General features: G+C 39.4%; 15 protein-coding genes. 9 read left to right on the forward strand and 6 right to left on the reverse strand.

What is annotated here, in order from left to right:
- The first annotated feature begins 49 nt into the window (after positions 1–49).
- Positions 50–1,276 (forward strand): threonine/serine exporter family protein, encoded by a 1,227-nt coding sequence (locus WNY79_RS01840; protein WP_076924234.1) that lies wholly within the window; start codon positions 50–52, stop codon positions 1,274–1,276.
- A gap of 244 nt (positions 1,277–1,520) precedes the next feature.
- On the opposite strand, the gene poxB is transcribed toward WNY79_RS01840, so the two are convergent.
- Positions 1,521–3,245, reverse strand: coding sequence for a ubiquinone-dependent pyruvate dehydrogenase (gene poxB, locus WNY79_RS01845; protein ID WP_342874941.1), 1,725 nt, complete (start codon positions 3,243–3,245; stop codon positions 1,521–1,523).
- Positions 3,246–3,565: 320 nt separating this feature from the next.
- On the opposite strand from poxB, the gene WNY79_RS01850 reads away from it, so the two are divergent.
- Positions 3,566–5,221, forward strand: coding sequence for a pseudouridine synthase (locus WNY79_RS01850; RefSeq protein ID WP_342874942.1), 1,656 nt, complete (start codon positions 3,566–3,568; stop codon positions 5,219–5,221).
- A 177-nt stretch (positions 5,222–5,398) separates the two neighbouring features.
- Positions 5,399–7,318, forward strand: a complete 1,920-nt coding sequence (locus WNY79_RS01855; RefSeq protein WP_342874943.1) for a GGDEF domain-containing protein — start codon at positions 5,399–5,401, stop codon at positions 7,316–7,318.
- A 36-nt stretch (positions 7,319–7,354) separates the two neighbouring features.
- Here WNY79_RS01855 and WNY79_RS01860 read toward each other — a convergent pair whose 3' ends face one another.
- From WNY79_RS01860 to WNY79_RS01870, 3 genes are read right to left on the reverse strand one after another with little or no spacing between them, the layout of a single operon-like run.
- On the reverse strand, positions 7,355–7,573 hold the full coding sequence (locus WNY79_RS01860; protein WP_024600489.1) for a DUF6500 family protein: 219 nt from the start codon (positions 7,571–7,573) through the stop codon (positions 7,355–7,357).
- Between the two features lie 37 nt (positions 7,574–7,610).
- Entirely contained in the window at positions 7,611–7,868 is a 258-nt protein-coding gene (locus WNY79_RS01865) for a hypothetical protein (RefSeq protein WP_342874944.1), read from the reverse strand.
- 59 nt (positions 7,869–7,927) lie between these two features.
- Positions 7,928–8,182, reverse strand: a complete 255-nt coding sequence (locus WNY79_RS01870; protein ID WP_170071295.1) for a hypothetical protein — start codon at positions 8,180–8,182, stop codon at positions 7,928–7,930.
- Between the two features lie 347 nt (positions 8,183–8,529).
- Between WNY79_RS01870 and WNY79_RS01875 the strand changes: the two genes are divergently transcribed.
- On the forward strand, positions 8,530–8,955 hold the full coding sequence (locus WNY79_RS01875) for a hemerythrin domain-containing protein (protein ID WP_007581776.1): 426 nt from the start codon (positions 8,530–8,532) through the stop codon (positions 8,953–8,955).
- Positions 8,956–9,079: 124 nt separating this feature from the next.
- On the opposite strand, the gene WNY79_RS01880 is transcribed toward WNY79_RS01875, so the two are convergent.
- Together WNY79_RS01880 and WNY79_RS01885 are read right to left on the reverse strand one after the other, a co-directional pair.
- Entirely contained in the window at positions 9,080–11,596 is a 2,517-nt protein-coding gene (locus WNY79_RS01880; protein ID WP_342874945.1) for a plasma-membrane proton-efflux P-type ATPase, read from the reverse strand.
- Between the two features lie 287 nt (positions 11,597–11,883).
- Positions 11,884–12,297, reverse strand: a complete 414-nt coding sequence (locus WNY79_RS01885) for a hypothetical protein (RefSeq protein WP_024600494.1) — start codon at positions 12,295–12,297, stop codon at positions 11,884–11,886.
- Positions 12,298–12,645: 348 nt separating this feature from the next.
- On the opposite strand from WNY79_RS01885, the gene WNY79_RS01890 reads away from it, so the two are divergent.
- From WNY79_RS01890 to WNY79_RS01910, 5 genes are read left to right on the forward strand one after another with little or no spacing between them, the layout of a single operon-like run.
- Positions 12,646–15,006: a TonB-dependent receptor gene (locus WNY79_RS01890; protein WP_342874946.1), complete on the forward strand. Its 2,361-nt coding sequence runs from the start codon at positions 12,646–12,648 to the stop codon at positions 15,004–15,006.
- Between the two features lie 19 nt (positions 15,007–15,025).
- Positions 15,026–17,179 carry a bifunctional TVP38/TMEM64 family protein/FAD-dependent oxidoreductase gene (locus tag WNY79_RS01895; protein ID WP_197184811.1) on the forward strand — a complete coding sequence of 718 codons (2,154 nt, stop codon included), beginning with the start codon at positions 15,026–15,028 and terminating at the stop codon, positions 17,177–17,179.
- Between the two features lie 2 nt (positions 17,180–17,181).
- Positions 17,182–18,000: a DUF547 domain-containing protein gene (locus WNY79_RS01900; RefSeq protein WP_076924242.1), complete on the forward strand. Its 819-nt coding sequence runs from the start codon at positions 17,182–17,184 to the stop codon at positions 17,998–18,000.
- Positions 17,987–19,321 carry an ABC transporter substrate-binding protein gene (locus tag WNY79_RS01905; protein ID WP_342874947.1) on the forward strand — a complete coding sequence of 445 codons (1,335 nt, stop codon included), beginning with the start codon at positions 17,987–17,989 and terminating at the stop codon, positions 19,319–19,321. Before WNY79_RS01900 ends, WNY79_RS01905 begins: the two co-directional genes overlap by 14 nt.
- A complete protein-coding gene (locus tag WNY79_RS01910; protein ID WP_342874948.1) occupies positions 19,318–21,072 on the forward strand; it encodes an ABC transporter permease subunit in 1,755 nt (584 codons plus the stop codon). Before WNY79_RS01905 ends, WNY79_RS01910 begins: the two co-directional genes overlap by 4 nt.
- Positions 21,073–21,091: the final 19 nt, after the last annotated feature.

Here is a 21,091-nt window from a genome sequence, read left to right on the forward strand (position 1 = left end):
ATTGTCTATATTTTTAGCTTAGTTATCGCAATATTTGGTCCAAAAAGATTTGAAAACTGCAACCTTTACAGAAAAACGCAAATTTATCGTTAAATTGGGTAAAATGCTTCACAAGTATGGCACCCCAGCCTACCGCCTAGAAGCCCACCTAATGGAAGTGGCTACTTACTTAGGACTTAAATCGTCATTTGTTATGTCGCCAACCTCTGTAACGTTTGTTATTTGGACCGATGGCCACGAAGATGAGTACACCCACGTTGCACGTGTAGACCCTGGCGATCACGATTTAGGCTCACTTGCCGACACCGACGACCTTGTAAACCAAATGCTTGACGACAAGCTAAGTTTACAAGAAGTTGATGCGCAGCTAGACGCAATTTTTGTGATGCCAAACCCATATAATAAATTAACAACGGGCGTTGCCTTTGCAACTTCTGGTGGTGCGTTTGCTATGTTAATGGGTACTAGCTGGACTGATGTTATTTGGTCATCGCTGCTTACTTTAGTCGTTTATGTGTTTGTGCTTTGGTCTGGTCGCTCAAAACGCGTAGCTCACATGCTTGAGCCATTAGTTGCCATAATATCAGCAGTACTTGCATGTGCAGTAAGCGTGTATATAACGCCTGAAATAAATATACGCTTGGTGGTACTTTCGGCCATTATTGTATTTATACCCGGTTTAGCACTTGCGCTTGGTTTAGCAGAGCTTGCAGCGCGGCATTTAGTGTCGGGCACAGCAAGGGTAATGGACTCGTTTATGCTGTTGTTTAAACTGTATTTTGGTGGTTTCATTGGTATAGGTATTGGCTTTGCACTCTTTGGGCAAGCCGACTTTGTACAACCTGAGCCATTACCAAAATGGACCGCATGGCTGGCTATATTTTTACTTTGTAGCAGCTTAATCGTGATTTTTAGAACCAAACTTAAGCATGCGGTTTGGTCTATCGCATCAGGCTTTATAGCGTATGGCACTAGTATTGGCTCAGCTATGTATCTTGATTACACGTTAGGTACGTTTGTGGGTGCTTTATCGGTGGGTATATTTAGTAACTTGTTTAACCGCGTTGCTAATGCGCCAGCTTCTATTGTGGCCATGCAAGGCTTAATTGTATTAGTACCAGGTAGCAAAACCTATATTGGCTTAAACTCACTAATTGAAGGCCAAGACTTTATATACGCAGAACACATAGGCCAACAAACGTTTTTAATATTTATGTCGCTTGTTGCAGGACTAATATTTGCAAACGTCGCCCTACCGCCTAAAAAGAGTTTGTAAGTGATACTGAGCGCTCGCTTTACTTTGATTGAGTAAAGCGAGTGAAACGTTAAACTAAAACAACTACCAAGTAGCAATTGATGCCAATGCTAAGTGTTTTAGCTCTTTACATCGCACTTGAGTGAGCTCAAAAGCATCGTAGTGATTCCAACACTATACTAAAAAACCTTCCATTTTAATCATATCCTACTTCTAATTTACACTTCCCTATTGAGCCAAAATACTCAACAAGGAAGTAACTCAATTAGCGTGACCAGTTAGTTTTGGCAAGCTCTACAATCTCATTACCTTTGCCGTTAATTAACGCCTTCATCATGTAAACACTAAAGCCTTTTGCTTGCTCTAATTTGATTTGCGGTGGCATTGAAAGCTCTTGTTTTGCAGTGTCGACTTCTAAAACAACAGGTCCTGAGTGGTTCATCATTTCGTTCATTGCCGATGGTAATTTTTCAGGGTCATCCACATGAATCCCTTTTAAGCCACAGGCCTCTGCAATTTTAGCAAAGCTTGGGTTTTCTAAATCGGTATCGCTTGATAAAAAACCACTGGCTTTCATTTCCATAGCCACAAAACTAAGTGAGCGATTATTATAAACAACAATCTTTATTGGTAAATTAAGCTGTTTAAGCGAGATTAAGTCGCCCATTAACATCGAAAAGCCACCATCACCACACATTGCAATGACTTGGCGGTCTCTATCTACAGATTGAACCCCCATTGCCTGCGACATGGCATTTGCCATAGAACCATGATTAAACGATCCAATTAAGCGGCGCTTTCCATTCATTGACAAATAACGTGCAGCCCACACTGTTGGCGTACCTACATCACAAGTAAAAACAGCATCGTCAGCCGCTTGCTCGTTGAGTAAACGTGTTAGGTATTGCGGGTGAATTAAATTTTGCGAGGTTTTGCCAGTAGCTAGTTCATCGAGATCTTGTCGAGACTCTTTGTAGTTTTTAACACTTTTTTCTAAGTGCGAACTGCTCCGTTCACCTTTAATATAATCAAGCAGAGTGGTCACTGAATTTTTTGTATCGCCTAATACGCCACAGTCAATTTGCACGTGTCGCCCGAGTGACGCGGCCTGATTATCAATTTGCAATATAGTGGTATTTTCGGGATAAAATGCACGATAAGGAAAGCTCGTACCAATCATAAGTAATGTATCGGCTTCTTGCATTGCATGATACCCCGACGCAAAGCCAATGAATCCGGTCATACCAACATCGTAAGGGTTATCGTACTCAATAAATTCTTTACCACGCATAGCATGCACTATCGGTGCTTGTAATTTTTCGGCTAGCGCAACAATTTCGTCGTGGGCATCTTTACAACCAGCACCACACAACAAGGTTACTTTTTTACTTTTATTAAGATGAGTCGCCATTGCTTCAATATCAGATAAAGCGGGAGTATGCGTTGCTGGTTTTGGCACATTCCATTTTGGCTTAATAGCTTTAGGCATATCTTTTAATGCAATGTCGCCAGGTAGCACAAGTACACTCACGCCTTTATTTAATATTGCTTGTCGCATTGCGGTTTCTAGCAGGTACGGCATTTGCTCGGGGCTCGACACCATTTCACAATACACACTGCATTCTTTAAATAATTCTTGCGGATGGGTTTCTTGAAAATAACTACTGCCAATTTCAGATGAAGGAATATGTGCGGCAATTGCTAATACTGGTACATTATTACGCTGACAATCAAATAGACCATTAATTAAATGAAGATTACCTGGGCCACAAGAACCCGCACACACCGCAAGCTCTCCTGATAAATGCGCTTCGCCACCGGCTGCAAATGCGGCAACTTCTTCATGTCGCGTTCCTAGCCATTCAATTGTTCCCATTTTTCGCAGACTTTCACTAATGCCGTTAAGTGAATCGCCAGTGACTCCCCAAATACGTTTTACGCCAGCTTGTTCGAGAGTTTTAGTGATAAAACTTGCAATATTTTGACTCATAATATAGAACTCCTAAATATTCAGTTATTCTGTAAATTGATTTTTCGCCTCTGATCTATCAAGTAAGTCATCGTTTCGAAATGCGCTCAATTATTGAGAATCGATAAGCCTAAATATTTTGATAATGATAGATATATTACTACCGAGACTTTACTAACAAACGATACTCCTAGGTTTGCTACGCCCCATACTGATACATAAAACATGAATGTCCGCTTTAAAGTGTCTATAAATATGCGGGTGCGAGATTTTTAGTGGCTTAACTATGAATATGTTATTATGCGCTCAATTATTTTACTGAATGTTTTTCTCTTACTTCTATGTCAAATTCTGCTTCGTGCTTTACATTATTTTCTCAAAATATTGATTCTCTCGCGCTTCCTGAAAAGTTTACTTTCCCTTTTTATTACGAGCCGCAACCATTAGCTGTAGCAGCCACAAAACAATTACAGCAACAACTTGAAACGTTAACGCATTTAAAAGCAGAAAATGCCGGTAAAATGTTTGGGGTTTTAGTGGTGCAAAATGCTAAGCAACAATTAGGCTTTTTAAGTGCTTATTCGGGGCAAATTGAAGGTGATAAAGCCAATATTAGCTTTGTACCGCCAGTTTCTAGCATGCAACTGCAAGACGATAGCTATTTAGCTCAAAGTAAAATAATTAACGATATTAATGCTCAAATTGAGCAATTAGAAAATAGCGAACAACTGCATGAAGTTAATAGCAAACTTGATGATGCAACACAAAGCTACCAGCAAGCACTACTAGCCCAACAGGCAGTAATGCAAGCCGGTCGCCAGCAACGAAAAATACAACGTACCGAAGGCAAATTAGAGCTTAGCGAAAGTGATTTTGAGCAGTTAAAAAATAAGCTTGCAGGGCAAAGTATCGTAGAAAAAAAGCAACTGCTGGCACTTAAAGCCTATTGGCAAAATATAATCGAGTCACTGCAGCAAACACACATCAATATTTCTGATGAAATTGCTCATTTAAAAAAACGCCGTAAAACGCTTTCTAAAAGCTTACAAAAAAAGCTATTTGCACAGTACCAATTTTTAAATGCAAATGGAGAAACTACAGACTTGAATGCCATATTTGCAGCACTGCCTGAGCACACTCCTCCTTCGGGTGCTGGCGATTGTGCTGCGCCTAAATTATTACAATACGCCTATAAGCATGGTTTAAAACCACTTGCTATGGCTGAATTTTGGTGGGGAGCAGCACCTAAATCAGCAATTAGGCAACATAAAAACTACTACCCTTCTTGTTACAGTAAATGCCAACCAATACTTGGGCACATGCTAAAGGGTTTAGATGTTGAAGATAACCCGCTACTTATCAACCCAGCTCAGGGTAAAGATTTAAATATTGTTTATAAAGATGACGACTTACTTGTGGTAAATAAGCCCGCTGAGTTTTTATCTGTGCCTGGCGTAAATATTGAAGACTCAGTTTATATGCGAATCAAAACGCAGTTTCCAGAGGCATCAGGCCCACTAATTGTGCACAGGTTAGATATGTCGACTTCTGGGTTATTGATGATTGCACTTAATAAACGCGTGCACAAAGCACTGCAAAAGCAATTTATTGACCGCACTATAGATAAACGTTATGTCGCATTAGTTAATGGTAATGTAGCTGAGGATAGCGGAGTAATTGATTTACCCTTAGTGCTCGACTTTGATGATAAACCGCGCCAAATGGTGTGTTACAAACACGGTAAGCCATCACTTACTACCTGGCACGTTTTAGAGCGTAACAACAATATTACCCGATTACAGTTATATCCTAAAACAGGGCGTACTCATCAATTAAGAGTGCATTGCGCGCACAGTTTAGGTTTAAACATGCCAATTATAGGCGACACACATTACGGGCAAAAAGCCGATAGATTACATTTACATGCAGAATACTTAGCATTTACTCACCCAATTACACTTAAACGATTAGAGTTTGAAGTAGCCGCAGATTTTTAATAAAAACACATAGCTACAACCATTATATTATACAATGTGTTGGTTTTTATTAATTAAATTGATATCGTTTGTGGTCTTTTTCTTCAATGATGAGTATAAAAAATTGTTCAAGCCCAAGTTTATTAAGCAATGTGAATAATTATTTCAATAATAAAAATAAGTCAGCAAAGGATTAACATGGCTAACAATACACAAATAAAGATTTTAGGTAATACTTTATGGGCAAAGTATGTTGTTCTCATTTTATTTTTACTTTTAAGTAAGCTTGCCTCAGCTAACGGCGATTCATTAAGTGCAACTTTACATGCGTTAGACTTTGAAACAACTCAAACCCTCATCAATAACATAAAACTAAATGAACTAGACTATCTTCAAAATGAAGACAAACTCACTCAAGCGTTTAAAATAAGCAAAGAGCAAAATTGGGAAAACCTTCATTTAGAAGCGGCCGCTTTGTATGCGGAGTTACTTTTTAGACAAGAAAAATACGAAGCGTTAAACACACACTTATCCTATTACTTAAAGAACAAAGAGTTACCAAATCAAAAAAGTGTATATTTATTATTTCTCGAATCACAACTCAAGTCTCTAGCGAGGGAGCCAAACCCAGCTCCAGCACAAACGCTAGCCACAAAATTAGAAGAGAGCTTGCAACAGCATTCAACTAAAGAAAAAATCATTATTTTACGAGCACTTGCTTACTATTACACCGATACAGATGCATTGAAAAAGACCCTAAATGTTGCACTAGAGGGGTTAGAATTAGCATTAAAAGATGACGATTCAGCATCTCAAGGATACTTTTTTAGAAAAATAGCCGATGCATATAATTATCTAAACGAAAAAGACAAAGCCGTATATTATGCAAAAAAAGCGGTTGCGGCATATGAGCAAACACAAGATGGTCTTTTTACCTCAAAAGCATATTGGAGCTTAGGCAATGTATTGCTGGAGATTAAGAAACCTAAAGATGCCTTAATATACCTAGACAAAGCATTGCTCTATTTCAAAAAAGTTAATATGCAAAAAGGCTTAACCTTTGCTCAGTACTCAATTGCTAGCATTGAGTACTTACAAGCCAACTACGATAAAGCTTTAACTTTAACTAAAGAGAACATTGAGCTTGCTCGTTCTGCAGGTGTTTATGATATGCAACTCGCATCGCTCATTTTGTTAGCTGACATATATATAAAACTAGATTTACTTGATCAAGCAAATGAAGCAAACGATGAGGTTTTTTTAAAATTAGATAAATTCAGCCGCAGTATTTATAAAGCCGATTTTTTAAGTAAACGCTATGAGCTAAAGCGACGCCTTAACCGCACTGACGAGGCTTTTGAAGCAATTGAACAAAAGCTCCTTTATACAAAAAAACACTACGAAGCAACCAGTGAAAATAATATAAAAACACTACAGATACAGTTTGAAGTAAAAGAAAAAGAAGAAAAAATACAGCAACTAGAGTACGCAAAAGATATTAGTGAGCTACAAGCTAAAGAAGAATATCATCAAAAAATAATTTGGCGACTTAGCGCTGCTATTGCGTTTATTTTAGTGATTGTTTCATTATTTTTATTTTATCGACAAGCTCGACAACGTCAAAAATATCACGATATTTCATTAACAGATTACCTAACAAATTGCCCTAATCGCAGAGGAATAATGCGCGCAGCAGAAGCAAAACTTGGTGAAGGTAAAATGACTATAGCAATTGTTGACTTAGACTACTTTAAAAAAGTTAACGACCGTTTTGGTCACGATGTTGGCGATTTAGTTCTTATTGCCTTTGCAAAAGCTGCAAGAGAAACACTCTGTGATGATCATCAGTTTGGCCGCTACGGCGGCGAAGAATGGTTATTTGCACTAAATACGGCTGATGAACGAATAATTCGCGATATATTTAACCGACTCGCCATTAGCTTCGCCGAGCATTGCAGTAATATAGAAGACTTTCCTACAGATATAAAAATCACTTTTAGTGCAGGAGCCTCTGTAAGTAGCCCTTTAAAAAGCACACTAGATATTCTTATTAAGCATGCAGATAAATTACTTTATAAAGCAAAAGAAAACGGAAGAAACCAAGTCGTAGTTGATTAAATAAACACAGCTAAAAGTATTGGCTCACTTACTTGACTAAAGTTCGTCTAAAACCATTTGTTTAATTTTATGTGCTTTTACAAAATGATCTAATTTATGGGTGTGTATCCACCAAGTAGCAGCTTCCATAAGTAGCTCTGGATCGTCGTTTTTATTGGCAAAAAATGCATAAAAAGAAAGCCCTACATTTTCTCCTTTAACTGCTATTTTTTTATCGCATACGGTAATTATTTTTGCTCTTAGTTCTTCCCTCATACATACCTTATTTAGTTATATTTTTACTGTATATGTACTATTGAAATACACCATTTAAAAAGCTAACGATTAGCTGTAAAAGGCTTCTATCAACCAAGCCATAATTCTCAAGCTCTTTATTAGGCGTATTTACTTTTGCAGCTTTACATTCATTATCTAATGTTTCATTTTTACGTGTATCGGTTTCGTATGCAATATCTGCTTGTTCCATACATTTTGCCGAGCCTGCGTAAGGCTGTGCCGCACAAGCGCTTAGTAATAAAAAAAGTGGAATTACTATCAATAATTGCTTCATAACTAATCCTATTTTTACGCAACTTATTTAATTTAAATCACAGCTGCAAGTTAGCCTATTTACTTTTCTACCACCATTACAAAAAATTCAAAAAAGAACGTACCGATAGCATCAAAAAAAGTGTCGTTTTTATCATCCTTTTTAATTTGTGCGCTAATGCATTGATTATAAACTTCTGAGCTTGTTTGAGCGCCATTTCGATCAACCATTTCAGCCTCTTCAATGCATAAGTTAGGGTCAGAACGCGAGGTTGTACTACACGCACTTAGTAAAGCGCACAGCAATAATGCGGCGATGGGGCTTTTTATGTTCATCCTTAAACTATCCTATTCAGTTAACGTGCTACCTGCATTTATACCGATTGGTATTATATCTGGGAGTAATACATATAAGTTGTACCTAAATAATGTTGCTACTTTATCACTGCAATAAAATAAACAACCAGTAACTATTTGTAAGGTTTTGTAGGGATTTATACTTTCTTTATAATTGAACTATGAAAAATCCTGAAATTATTGCATTCATATCACTGTAAAATTTACAGTGATATGAGCATAAAAATAAAAAATCAAAATAAAAGCAATAAAATACATCAACTTAATATTTGGCATTTAGTTTGCACACTAGTGATATAAGCAAATAAATTGTAAAAGGATTAGTTATGAATATTTTTGAAGCACTACGTCATGACCATGACAAACAACGAGAATTAGTAGATGCGCTTATTCAAACGCACGGCGACACAGAGCAGCGCCACACGCTAATGGACGAGCTAAAAACAGAACTAGAACAACACGCAAAATTTGAAGAACGTTACTTTTACAACCCACTTATGTTTGATGACTTAACTCATGAAAAAGCGCGCCACAGCGTAGCTGAACATCACGAAATTGATGAATTAATTGAACAACTTGAAGATACCGAAATGAGCTCATCTGCATGGTTAGTTGCAGCTAAAAAGCTGCACCATTTGGTACATCATCACTTAAGTGAAGAAGAACACGAAGTATTTCAATTGGCTGGTAAAGCACTAACCGAAGGGCAAAAACAAAGCTTAGCAAAGCAATATAACGATGCAATGCACTAAATACTTTTTATTTGTGAGTAACTCTATTCACAAATAATTGAACCACCTTATATACACTCCCTTGTGTACTATTGGTTATAAGCCATTTGGCTTATAACCATTTTTTCATTTTTAAGCCTATGCGTTAACTCTTCTCTAGCAAGGGTGCTTCTGTTGGATCAAAAATTCGATAAGCCACTAGCTTCAAACCATCGTTAATAAAAAACCACACCAAAGCATATGCCCACACGGCAAGTGCCCACCCCCATCCTAGTGGGGTCATAAACATACCATAAACAGCAATAAGTGTTGCTATAACTTGCGTGCCAAATACGGCGACCATTAATATAGCAGACGGTTTAATAGACCAAAATGGACCTCGGGTACGCGCTAAAAATATAGTCAAATGCCCTGCTACAGAAAGTAATAAGTACATTAATGTTTGAAGATGAGGACGGTCGAGTTCAAATACTTTATCTCCTAAGTAAAATAAACCAAAGGCTGCAATTGGCCCTACAATTCCCAGCACAGATGCAATACCTAAAACGAGCCGCATATTCCATGTTTCGGGCTTATTTTGATAATGCACATTGTCGTATGCAATAGACAAAATGGCGGCATCGTTGAGTAAAGCAAGCATTACAATCATGACGGCTGTTAACGGATAAAAGTTAAAAATTAATATCGCCATTGTCATAAAAAGTAATACGCGTAGTGTTTCAGCAACCCTGTAAATAGCGTAACTATTCATGCGTTGAAATATTTTTCGGCTTTCTTTAACTGCATCAATAATGACCGATAAGCCATCGGTCATTAATACAATAGATGCCGCTGAACGGGCGGCATCGGTAGCACCCGATACAGCAATACCACAGTCAGCTTTTTTAAGTGCTGGCGCGTCATTTACGCCATCTCCTGTCATACCAACAATGTGCCCTCTATGCTGAAGCACATCAATAATATGGTATTTATGTTCAGGGAATACTTGTGCGAATCCGTCAGCGCTCTCGATTGAGTCATCCAACTGTGTGGCTTGATGATGCTCAGTTGCACCAAATCCACTAGCATCAAGAATGTTTGTTCCTAAACCCAGTTTACTTGCCGTTTCGCGCGCAATGGCCACTTGGTCGCCCGTGACCATTTTAACGTTCATACCCATTTCTTTTGCATCGGCAATGGTTTGTATTGCTTCTTCACGCGGTGGATCAAAAAGCGGCAATACACCTATAAATTGCCAGTTACCTTGCTCGTCTGTTTTAGCAACCGCTAAAGAGCGAAACCCACGTGCTGCAAATTCATCTATTGACGCCTCAACTTGAGTTTTAACTGCCTCAATATTAGCCGACAAGGCTAAAATAACTTGTGGTGCACCTTTGGTTACTTTAAACGTTTTACCATCAGCATTTTTAATTGACGCTTCAGTACGTTTGCTCACGGGATCAAATGGCTGAAAATGTTCTATATAGTAAGAATCTAGATTTTGATCGGCTTTAACACTTTGTAATACTGCTAAGTCAATCGGATCGTTATTTTCTAAGCGAGATGCTAATGCGGCGTTCAATATAACGTCATCGCAGGTTACTTCATTAAGTGCATTATCAACACAAAGTGGGTCACCTAACGTTAATAAATTTTGCGTGAGTGTGCCTGTTTTATCAGAGCACAAAATATCAACACCCGCTAGCTCTTCAATTGCAGCTAAACGTGTTACAACCACTTGCTTTTTAGCCAATAAACGTGCGCCTACAGCCATAGTAACTGATAGCACTGTTGGCATGGCGACTGGTATTGCCGCAACGGTTAGAACGAGTGCAAACTGTAATGTGGTGATCATTGGATCATCGCGAAACAAAGCAGCAATAACTATAAGCAGTACTAAAGCCGCAGCAAGCATTATTAAATAATTACCAATTTTAAGCACTGCTCGCTGAAAATGACTTGCGGTTCGCTCCCCTTGTACTAACTGTGCTGTTTTACCAAAAAAGGTATTAGCGCCGGTTGCGTATACTATTGCCTCTATTTCACCTTGGCGGATAATAGATCCCGAATAAACAGTTTCACCCGCCGACTTTACAACCGGTAACGACTCACCCGTAAGTGATGATTGATCGACTTCTACTGTATCGCCATCTAGCAAACGCGCATCTGCAGCCACTATATCGCCCATCCGCATTCTAATAACATCACCTGGTACAAGTTCGCTGGCATTTAAGTTTTGCCATTGAGTATCGCGGCGAACGCGTGCTTTGTTAGCTAATTTTGCTTTTAATGCAGCAATTGCATTACCCGCTTGGTGTTCTTCCCAAAAGCCGACCAATACGTTGGACAACAATAATACAAGAATAATAAAAAAATCGGCCCAGTGTTTAGCAAGTGCCGATAAAATAATAGCGGCCTCGATCATCCACGGTATTGGCCCCCAAAAGTAAGATAAAAACTTGAGTAATAAATTTGGTTTTTCTTCAACTAGTTCGTTAGGTCCATATTGTGCCAATCTTTGTGTGGCATCAGCTTGGCTTAACCCGTCGGATGATGTTTTTAGCTTTGCTTGTAATTGTACTAAATCAAGCTTGCTCCATTCATCGCAATTTTGATTGTGTGAAGGCTTGTTCTCTGAACGATTTGATGACTGATGCGCCGACGAAATTTTAACCTTTTCCATACGAGCCTTCTATACAACATTGAGTTGAATAACTTGAGGTAATTAAAACCTACTAACCGTATAGCTAACATAAACTAAAGCTGTCGATATTGTTCTTACAAATATATTAACTTTGATCTAACGCAATATTTAGGATGAAATAATATAAAAAGGATTATTTTTAGAAGATGACAAAGAGGTTGGATTGTTAGAAGAAGTGCTCAAAGGCTATACATTAGGCTGAAATAGTAAGCAACTCAGCCCAATGTATTTTTAGCTACAACCTTAAGGGTATAACTATTGTTTTATTACTTTACAGTAAATTTTACGTCTTGGTCGCGTAATAAGTAAAGTGCAAAACACGCAGCCCACATTGGCCATGCAGTGAAGAATAATAAGTTGTTAAAGCCATCTATATACTGGTTATAAGAAGAAAGCGTTGATAAGCCATGCATTACAAAAATGATACCGTAAGTGATGCGCTTTTTAATACCCGCTAAAAATGCCAATACTAATACAAGTTGAAGAGCACCAATTATATAAGCAACAATATCAGATGAGCCACTAATACCGTAAAAATGTTCGAAAATACGTGCGCTATGACCAGGATTTACGAATTTATCGAACGTCCACATAACCATTACAATAAACACGCCTAAACGCAAAGATAAAAGTGACCATTGCAAGCGGTTTTGCACATCAGAACTCATTGAACCTGTCATAAAATTTCCTTAAATGAATATTAATAAACGTTGAAGTAATCTAGACCGTATAAATTATTTTTTATTTCAAAAAATAGTAATTATTTTTATTAACGATCTGTTTTAAGTCTTTATTGATAAAACTTAAACAGTGCCGCACACGCTTTATAAAAGTATACTATGCTTAAAAACATGTTAAAAAGCAGTTATTTACATAAACCATTAAATTTAAGCACTTAAGTACTACTTTAAAATACTTGCTTAGGCTTATGTTCTAAAAAATAAAAAGAAACACAATTTAACTGAAAGTTATTTTTATAGCCTTCGGTCTTTATCGCCAACAACATTTTAACCGTAGAGAGAAAACGTTTGAAACACGCATATTTAGCACTTTCCCTAGCCACAATATTAAATACACCACTTAATGCTTTTGCAGCCGAAGAATCAAAAACAACAAAAGATGGCACAATAGAGCGTATTGAAGTGGCAGGCCAAGTTATTAAATCTCAGGGGCTTTCGGTTAAGGATGCAACAGTTGATGGGCCTTTTGGTGATAATTTAGCACTACAAGATATAGCCCGCTCTGTAACGCCTATTTCAAGCGAATTAATAGAACAACTTAATATTACGAGCCTACAAGACGTACTCGCAGTAAGCCCTAATACCTATTCAGCCAGTGGTTTTGGCGCACCAAGTTTACCTACTATTCGTGGGCAGCTGGGTGAGCTTTTTCAAGATGGTACACGTCGTCAAGCTGGTAATAATGGCTTTGGTGTGCCGTTATCGTTCAACTCTATAGAACAGATAGATGTAGTAAAGGGCGCGCCACCAGTATTATTTGGCTCAAGCCAACGCAATGGTGGTTTTGTAAACTTACATTCTAAAAAAGCATCTACGGATGAAAGCAAAGGCAAAGCAACTGTATCTGCAGGTCAATGGGATCAATACAGTGTTTTAGTTGATTACAGTGCACCCATTGTAAAAGATAAAGTAGGTTTTAGAGTAAGCGCTGAACATATTGATAACGGCAGTTACTACGATTTCTCGGGAACTAAAAGCGACAGCTTATTTGCATCATTACGTGTATTACCCGATGACAAAAGCAGCTGGGATATTAACTTTGAATTATACCAAGTTGAATTTACCGATAACGCCGGTATTAACCGCCCTACTCAAGCGCTAATTGATAACGGCCTTTATATTACCGGTCAAGGCGTGCAAGCAAACGGTAGTACCGTACCAGCAGCAGGTTCAATTATTTCACCTACTGGACAAGTAAAAATAGACCGTAGTACAGTACTTACCGACCCTGATAATCAAAACGAAGCTACTACCTATTTACTACACAGTATTTATAAGCGTGAACTTTCAAACAACGCATCCATTAAAAACATCACGTACTTTCAGCACTTACAACGCGAAGAAATTGCACAAAATAGCTTTGTTGAAATTATAGATGGTGCAGACACGGCGCAAAACCGTACCGAGCTTACCTATCTTTGGAATAGCGACCAGCAAACAATTTTTGCATTTGATGTGCGTTATAACCGCGTATTAGGCTACAGCCAATTTACAACAGAAGCAGACTTGCCTATTGACTTAACAGGCCCACTTTCAAACCGCCGAATACCTTTAACAAGTGAACAAAAAGCGCGTTTAATTGAAATTAGCCCAGGTGTATTTGTATCTCCAGGTGGTCAGTACGATATTAATAACGATGGTAGCGGCGACTTTAACCTATCAGACACGACCGATTCGCGTTCATGGCAAACAGGTTTTGCTATTCAACAAGACTCAGATTGGACTGATAAGTTTCATACAAGTGTTGGCTACCGCATTGATTTTTATGACGTAGACGCGCACGACCCAATAGCGCCAGAGGGTGAAATTGCAGCTCGTGATAGCATTAATGATAAGCTACATTCGGGGCAAATAAGCTTTAACTACCGATTGAATGGTGACTACACCACTTATGGTGCAGCAAGTTACAACGAAGCCACATCAAATAGCATGGCTGGCGGCACGTCTCTTGGTGGCGACAACACAATTAGCGCACAAAACTTTTCAACCGAAAATACCTTAGTTGAATTTGGTTTAAAATACGCACCAACTAACAGCGATTGGTACGCCGATGGAGCCGTATTTAGCCAACGTCGTAGTTTACGTAATCGTGATGGTAGTAACACTGGCATTCGTACTACCGGCTTTGAAAGCCAAGTATTTTATGACGCCTACCCTTATTGGCTAAGTGCTGGCTACAGCTATATTGACGCTCGCTACGATAATTCTGCAAGTAGTCAAGATTCGGCTCAAGTAGCTGATGCATTTGACAACTCACGTCCAGATATTATTGAAGGTACCAGTGTTGGCGCACCTAGCTTTACCGCTTTTGCACCTTCAAACACCCGTGTGCAGGGCATCCCTGAGCAATCTTTCAGCTTTAACGGAAATTATTCAATTAATTCGAAATGGCAAACGGGTTTTTCAGGTCTATATACAAAGAGTTACCCATTAGACTTTTTGGCGACGGTAAAAATTCGTGATCAGTACACACTAAACGTAAATACTAGCTATGCTTTTACGCCTAGTACCAAGTTACGATTAGATGTGAACAACGTAACGAATCAAAAAAACTGGCGCCCAGTATTTGAAGGCGGTTACTTTGGCGCAACATTGGCATTTCCTGAATTGCCAATAAACGCAAAATTAACACTAACCCATAATTTTTAAGAGCGGTTTGAGAGAGAACATGATTAAAAAAATATTTTTATTATTGATTGCAGCGGCCGCCGTCGGCCTGTTCTTTCATTTTGACTTACACCAACTACTTACGCTTGATGGCTTAAAAGGGTCGATGGATCAGTTTAACCAATACAAAGAGCAGTCACCGCTATTAGTTATTGGTGGATTCTTTTTATTGTATGTAGTTGTAACAGCTCTCTCGTTACCGGGCGCAGCTATTTTAACACTTGCAGCAGGTGCATTGTTTGGTTTAGTTGAAGGCTTATTGGTTGCATCTTTTGCATCAACTATTGGCGCAACACTTGCCTTTTTAGTATCGCGTTACTTACTACGCGACACTATTAAACAACGCTTTCCTGAGCGCTTAGCTGCAATTGATGCAGGCGTTGAAAAAGAAGGTGGATTTTACTTATTTACTCTTCGTTTAGTGCCGGTGTTTCCGTTCTTTTTAATAAACCTATTAATGGGTGTTACTTCAATAAAGTCATGGACTTATTACTGGGTAAGCCAAGCAGGTATGCTCGCCGGTACATTTGTATTTGTTAACGCAGGTACGCAACTGGCGCAAATAGAGAGCTTATCTGGAATTTTATCATTCAACTTAATCTTATCATTCGCTTTATTGGGCATTTTCCCATTCATTGCTAAAGGAATCTTAAACGTGTTTAAAAAACGTCGTGTATACAAAAACTACACTAAGCCTAAAAAATTCGATCGTAACATGATTGTTATTGGTGCAGGCGCAGGTGGTTTGGTAACAAGTTATATTGCTGCTGCTGTTAAAGCAAAAGTAACCCTTATTGAAGCGGGCGAAATGGGCGGCGACTGTTTAAACTACGGTTGTGTTCCCAGTAAAGCAGTCATAAAAAGCGCTAAAATTGCAGAGCAAATTCGCCACGGGGAAAACTACGGTCTAGAAAACGCAACACCGCAGTTTTCGTTCAAAAAAGTAATGGCACGTGTACACAAAGTAATTGCAGATGTAGCACCACACGACAGTGTTGAGCGCTACACCGACTTAGGCGTAGATGTTGTAAAAGGTTACGGTAAATTAATCGACCCGTGGACTGTAGAAATTAAACTTAACGACGGTGGCACGCAAACACTCACCGCTCGTACTATTGTAATTGCAACTGGTGCACGCCCATTTGTACCGCCACTACCTGGCATTGAAGAAACAGGCTATGTAACAAGCGATACATTGTGGAATAAATTTGCAGAGCTGGATGAGGCACCTAAAAAATTGGTAGTACTAGGTGGCGGTCCAATTGGTAGCGAATTAGCACAAAGCTTTGCACGTTTAGGTTCAAGTGTTACGCAAATTGAAATGAGCGAACGCATCATGATCAAAGAAGACCTTGAAGTGTCTACTTTTGCTCACGAAGCGTTAACCGAAAGTGGCGTTAATATTTTAACATCGCACCAAGCACTTCGCTGTGAAACGCGCGATGGTAAAAAATATATTGTTGTTAAGCATGACGACAAAGAAATAGATATTGAATATGACGAGCTATTATGTGCCGTTGGTAGAAGTGCGCGCCTTAAAGGTTATGGCCTTGAAGAGCTAGGCATAGAAACAAACCGTACTGTTGTAACTAACGAATACTTGGAAACGCTATACCCAAATATTTTTGCAGCAGGCGATATTGTAGGTCCATACCAGTTTACACATGTGGCAGCCCACCAGGGTTGGTACGCAGCGGTAAATGGCTTATTTGGTAACCTTAAAAAGTTTAAAGTAGATTACCGTGTTATTCCGTGGACTACGTTTATTGACCCAGAAGTTGCACGTGTTGGCTTAAACGAGCAAGACGCAAAAGATAAAGGCATAGATTACGAAATTACTCGCTTTGAATTTGAAGAGCTAGACCGCGCAATTACCGATAGCGCTACAAAAGGCTTTATTAAAGTGATTACACCCAAAGGCAAAGACAAAATACTCGGTGTTACTGTGGTGTCTGAACACGCTGGCGATTTGATTGCTGAGTTTGTACTGGCAATGAAACACGGCTTAGGCCTTAACAAAATACTCGGTACTATACACAGCTACCCTACTTGGGCTGAAGGTAATAAGTACGCAGCAGGCGAGTGGAAACGCGCTCATGCACCTGAAAAAGTGCTTAACTTGCTTGAAAAATACCATACTTGGCGTCGAGGTTAATTATGTTTAAAACACCTCTAAAAGCATTACTACTTGGTTCGGCTTTAGTTGTAACATCGTTTACAACGTCATTTTCGGCCCAAGCCCAAAACATGCACGATAGCTGGAATGCATTGTTAAATAAGCATGTTGTCGCTATTAACCATAATCACAGTACTGAGGTTGATTACGCTGCCATAAAACGTGAGCATGCACAGCTAAAAACGTATTTAGATTCGTTAACGGCTGTAACGCAAAGCGAATTTGACGCATGGGAAAAGCCTAAGCAACTCGCTTTTTTAATCAATGCTTATAATGCGTGGACTGTTGAACTTATATTGACAAAGTACCCAGATCTTAAATCAATTAAAGACTTAGGGAGCTTTTTTAGCTCACCATGGAGTAAAGAGTTTGTGCCATTACTTGGCAAAACTCGCAGCCTTGATGATATTGAGCATGGTTTAATACGTGGTAGCGGTAAATACAACGACCCACGCATTCACTTTGCGGTAAATTGCGCGAGTATTGGTTGTCCAGCGCTTCGAGAAGAAGCGTATACAGCCACTGATTTAGAAAGCCAATTGCAAGAGCAAACGGTGCGCTTTTTATCAGATATGACACGTAATATGGCTCAAGAAAATACGCTAAGCGTGTCTTCAATATTTAAGTGGTACGGCGATGACTTTGAAAAAGGCTTTAGAGGTGCAAACACGCTACAGCAGTTTTTCTTGCAGTATCCTGATGCCCTTAAACTGATACCCGCTCAGCAAAAAGCACTTAAGAATGATGACATGAAAGTTAAATTTTTAGACTACAACTGGGATTTAAATGTTCGCCATTAAGTTTTGGCAAACACTGACGCGATACAGCTTTTGCTGTGTCGCGTTTTGCGTTTTTGCAATCGTAAATTTAGCTGTTTTTTCGAGCACTGCGTTTGCTAATCCCGCTATTAACTCAAATAGTAAAAGTAATTTAGTAATTAACACACAACAGGGATCTCGCTGGCAACAAGTTCAAACACTTGGTCGCAATCAAGATGTATACTTTTATGCATGGGGCGGCGACGCGCAAATAAATGCCTATATTCAATGGGCAGCGCAGCAAGTTAAAACTAAGTACAACATTAACCTAGTGCATGTAAAATTAAGCGATACCAGCGAAGCAGTAAGCCGTGTACTTGCCGAAAAATCAGCAAACAATAACAACCAAGGCAGCGTAGATTTAATGTGGATCAACGGGGCTAACTTTGCCACCATGAGTGAGCACTCTCTGCTTTTAAAAGAATGGGCTAATAAACTCCCCTACTTTGCATTAACCGATCCGGCTAACAACCCTGCTGTAACCTTTGACTTTGGTTTACCTACCAATGGTATGGAGGCTCCATGGGGGCAAGCGTCACTTACATTTTATTACGACAGCATTGCAATAAATGGTAAGGCAAACAATAAATTGCCTACGACATTAAACGAATTATTAAACTGGAGCGCGCAAAACCCTGGTCGCTTTAGTTACCCAAAGCCGCCTGACTTTTTAGGTATGAGCTTTTTAAAATACGCCTTAGTTTTACTGCATCAGCAAAGCAGCGAAAATATTAAAGCGCAGCTAAACCAACCAGCTACAACTAAAAATACAGCGCAAGTGTTAAACCCACTGTGGGACTTTTTAGATAAATTACACCCAACTCTTTGGCGTGGTGGCACTCATTTTATGCAAAGTGGTGCTCAAATGCGCCGCTTAGTAGACGATACAGAGTTGAGTTTAGCCTTTACTTTTTCAGCACCAGAAGTACCGGCAGCTGTAAAACGCTATGATTTACCAAACAGCATTCGCAGTTACGCAATGAGTGATGGCAGTTTGAGTAATACCCATTTTGTGGCAATTCCTTACAATGCAAGCCACCAGCAAAGTGCGCAATTAGTGGCTAATTTTTTAATGAGCCCTGAGGCACAAGCTGAAAAACAAAAAGCGCATATATGGGGCGATAAAAGCGTACTTATTCAATCAACGTTAACGCCTGATCAGCAAGCCTTATTTAAAACAGCTAAACCGCATCCAAGTGCACTGCCTTTAAACAGTATTAAACGCACATTGAGCGAACCTCATCCAAGCTGGGTAAACGCCATTATGCAAGGTTGGCAAACCCGTTATGGAGTAAGCCAATGAGCGTCATTTCAAAAAGTGTACCAGTAAATACCAAAGCAACAACGCAGTGCAGCACCGATATGTTTACGCGCATTGTAAAATTTAGCCCGCGATTTTTACTCGCTTTACTTATATTACCCGTACTTGGTGGCTTAATTAGCGTATTGCTGCCAGCCTTTGGTTATGCGCCCGTACTTGAGCAAACAACGTTTAGCTTGCAAGGTTTTAATGCCCTTTGGCAAACACCTGGCCTTACCCAAATGGTTACTCTAAGCATTGCAACAGGCTTAATAAGTACTTTGCTTGCATTTATCATTACCTTAATGATTTTAGCTGCGTTTTTTAACAGCCCGTGGCTTAACCGAATTCAGCGTTTATTGAGCCCTATATTAGTTATACCTCATGCCGCCGCCGCTATTGCGGTGGGGTTTTTAATTGCCCCTTCAGGTATGATTTCTCGCTTAGCGTCGCCTTGGTTAAGCGGCTGGGAACTTGCGCCAAACGGCATGTTTCCGCATGATTCGTTCGGTATTAGTATTATTTTAGGCTTAACACTCAAAGAGCTTCCCTTTTTATTATTAATGGCACTGGGCGTACTTGCTCAACCTGAGCTTGGCAAAAAATTACGCCAACAACATAAGGTTGCGCTTAACTTGGGTTATTGCCCAATGACGGCCTTTTTTAAAGTAATACTGCCAAGTCTTTATCCGCTGCTGCGTTTACCCCTTTTAGCCGTGCTTGCCTATGCAAGTGCCAGTGTAGAAATGCCACTCATTTTAGGCCCAAATACACCACCCACGTTGGCCGTTGCAATAATGCATTGGTTTAACGATGTTGATTTAAACCTGCGTATTAAAGCCTCAGCAGGTGCTTTATTACAACTGGCTGTTACAGGCGGGTTGTTAGCCCTTTGGCTTGCCGGAGAAAAAGCCATAAAAGTATTATTTAGCGACTCGCTCACTAATGGGGTGCGTGAATACGGCGGATTTTATTGGCAAAAAATAACGGTCGTACTCACCGCATTAGTAATTAGCTTTATACTATTGTCGCTTATTGGTTTAGTTATGTGGTCGGTTGCAGGTTTTTGGCGCTTTCCAGATGCAATGCCTGAACAATTTACACTACTGCATTTTAAAAGTGCGCTAATGCAAATGGGCAGCCCGCTTTTTAATACGCTAGCAATCGGTTTAGTAACCACGCTATTTGCCATTATTCTTACTTTATTGTGTTTAGAATCAGAGCAGTTGAGTGACAAACCTATTTCTCGTTTTACCAGTTTAATTATTTACTTACCGTTATTAGTGCCCAGTATTGCCTTTTTATTTGGGCTAGTATGGATACAACAACTGGTAAATAACCAAGCCGCATTTTTTAATGTAGTACTTACGCATTTACTATTTGTGCTGCCTTATGTGTTTTTGTCACTTGCGAGCAGCTATAGACGTTTAGACCCTCGTTTCGCTCATGTTGCAGCAAGCTTAGGCGCAGCGCCATGTAAGGTGTTTTTTAAAGTAAAACTACCACAGTTGTTTGCCCCTATTTTAATTGCAGCCGCACTGGGCTTAGCTATTAGTTTTGGACAATACCTCCCCACGCTTTTAGCTGGCGGCGGGCGTATAGCCACAATAACAACCGAAGCCGTTACGCTTGCCAATGGCGCAAGCAGACGCACCAGTGCCGTGTACGCTATTATGCAAATGGTGTTACCGCTTATTGGATTTATATTGGCATGGGGTTTACCTAAATATTTTTTCAAAAGTGCACGTGTTTAAACGTGCACATATGCAAAGC

Source organism: Pseudoalteromonas sp. AS84 (assembly GCF_038900255.1).
GTDB lineage: Bacteria > Pseudomonadota > Gammaproteobacteria > Enterobacterales > Alteromonadaceae > Pseudoalteromonas.

Bases quoted from the DNA above. Each gene is read 5' to 3' on its own strand.
- poxB (WP_342874941.1), bottom strand. From the start codon at position 3,245: ATGAGTCAAAATATTGCAAGTTTTATCACTAAAACTCTCGAACAAGCT.
- WNY79_RS01850 (WP_342874942.1), top strand. From the start codon at position 3,566: ATGTCAAATTCTGCTTCGTGCTTTACATTATTTTCTCAAAATATTGAT.
- WNY79_RS01855 (WP_342874943.1), top strand. From the start codon at position 5,399: ATGGCTAACAATACACAAATAAAGATTTTAGGTAATACTTTATGGGCA.
- WNY79_RS01860 (WP_024600489.1), bottom strand. From the start codon at position 7,573: ATGAGGGAAGAACTAAGAGCAAAAATAATTACCGTATGCGATAAAAAA.
- WNY79_RS01865 (WP_342874944.1), bottom strand. From the start codon at position 7,868: ATGAAGCAATTATTGATAGTAATTCCACTTTTTTTATTACTAAGCGCT.
- WNY79_RS01870 (WP_170071295.1), bottom strand. From the start codon at position 8,182: ATGAACATAAAAAGCCCCATCGCCGCATTATTGCTGTGCGCTTTACTA.
- WNY79_RS01875 (WP_007581776.1), top strand. From the start codon at position 8,530: ATGAATATTTTTGAAGCACTACGTCATGACCATGACAAACAACGAGAA.
- WNY79_RS01880 (WP_342874945.1), bottom strand. From the start codon at position 11,596: ATGGAAAAGGTTAAAATTTCGTCGGCGCATCAGTCATCAAATCGTTCA.
- WNY79_RS01885 (WP_024600494.1), bottom strand. From the start codon at position 12,297: ATGACAGGTTCAATGAGTTCTGATGTGCAAAACCGCTTGCAATGGTCA.
- WNY79_RS01895 (WP_197184811.1), top strand. From the start codon at position 15,026: ATGATTAAAAAAATATTTTTATTATTGATTGCAGCGGCCGCCGTCGGC.
- WNY79_RS01900 (WP_076924242.1), top strand. From the start codon at position 17,182: ATGTTTAAAACACCTCTAAAAGCATTACTACTTGGTTCGGCTTTAGTT.
- WNY79_RS01905 (WP_342874947.1), top strand. From the start codon at position 17,987: ATGTTCGCCATTAAGTTTTGGCAAACACTGACGCGATACAGCTTTTGC.
- WNY79_RS01910 (WP_342874948.1), top strand. From the start codon at position 19,318: ATGAGCGTCATTTCAAAAAGTGTACCAGTAAATACCAAAGCAACAACG.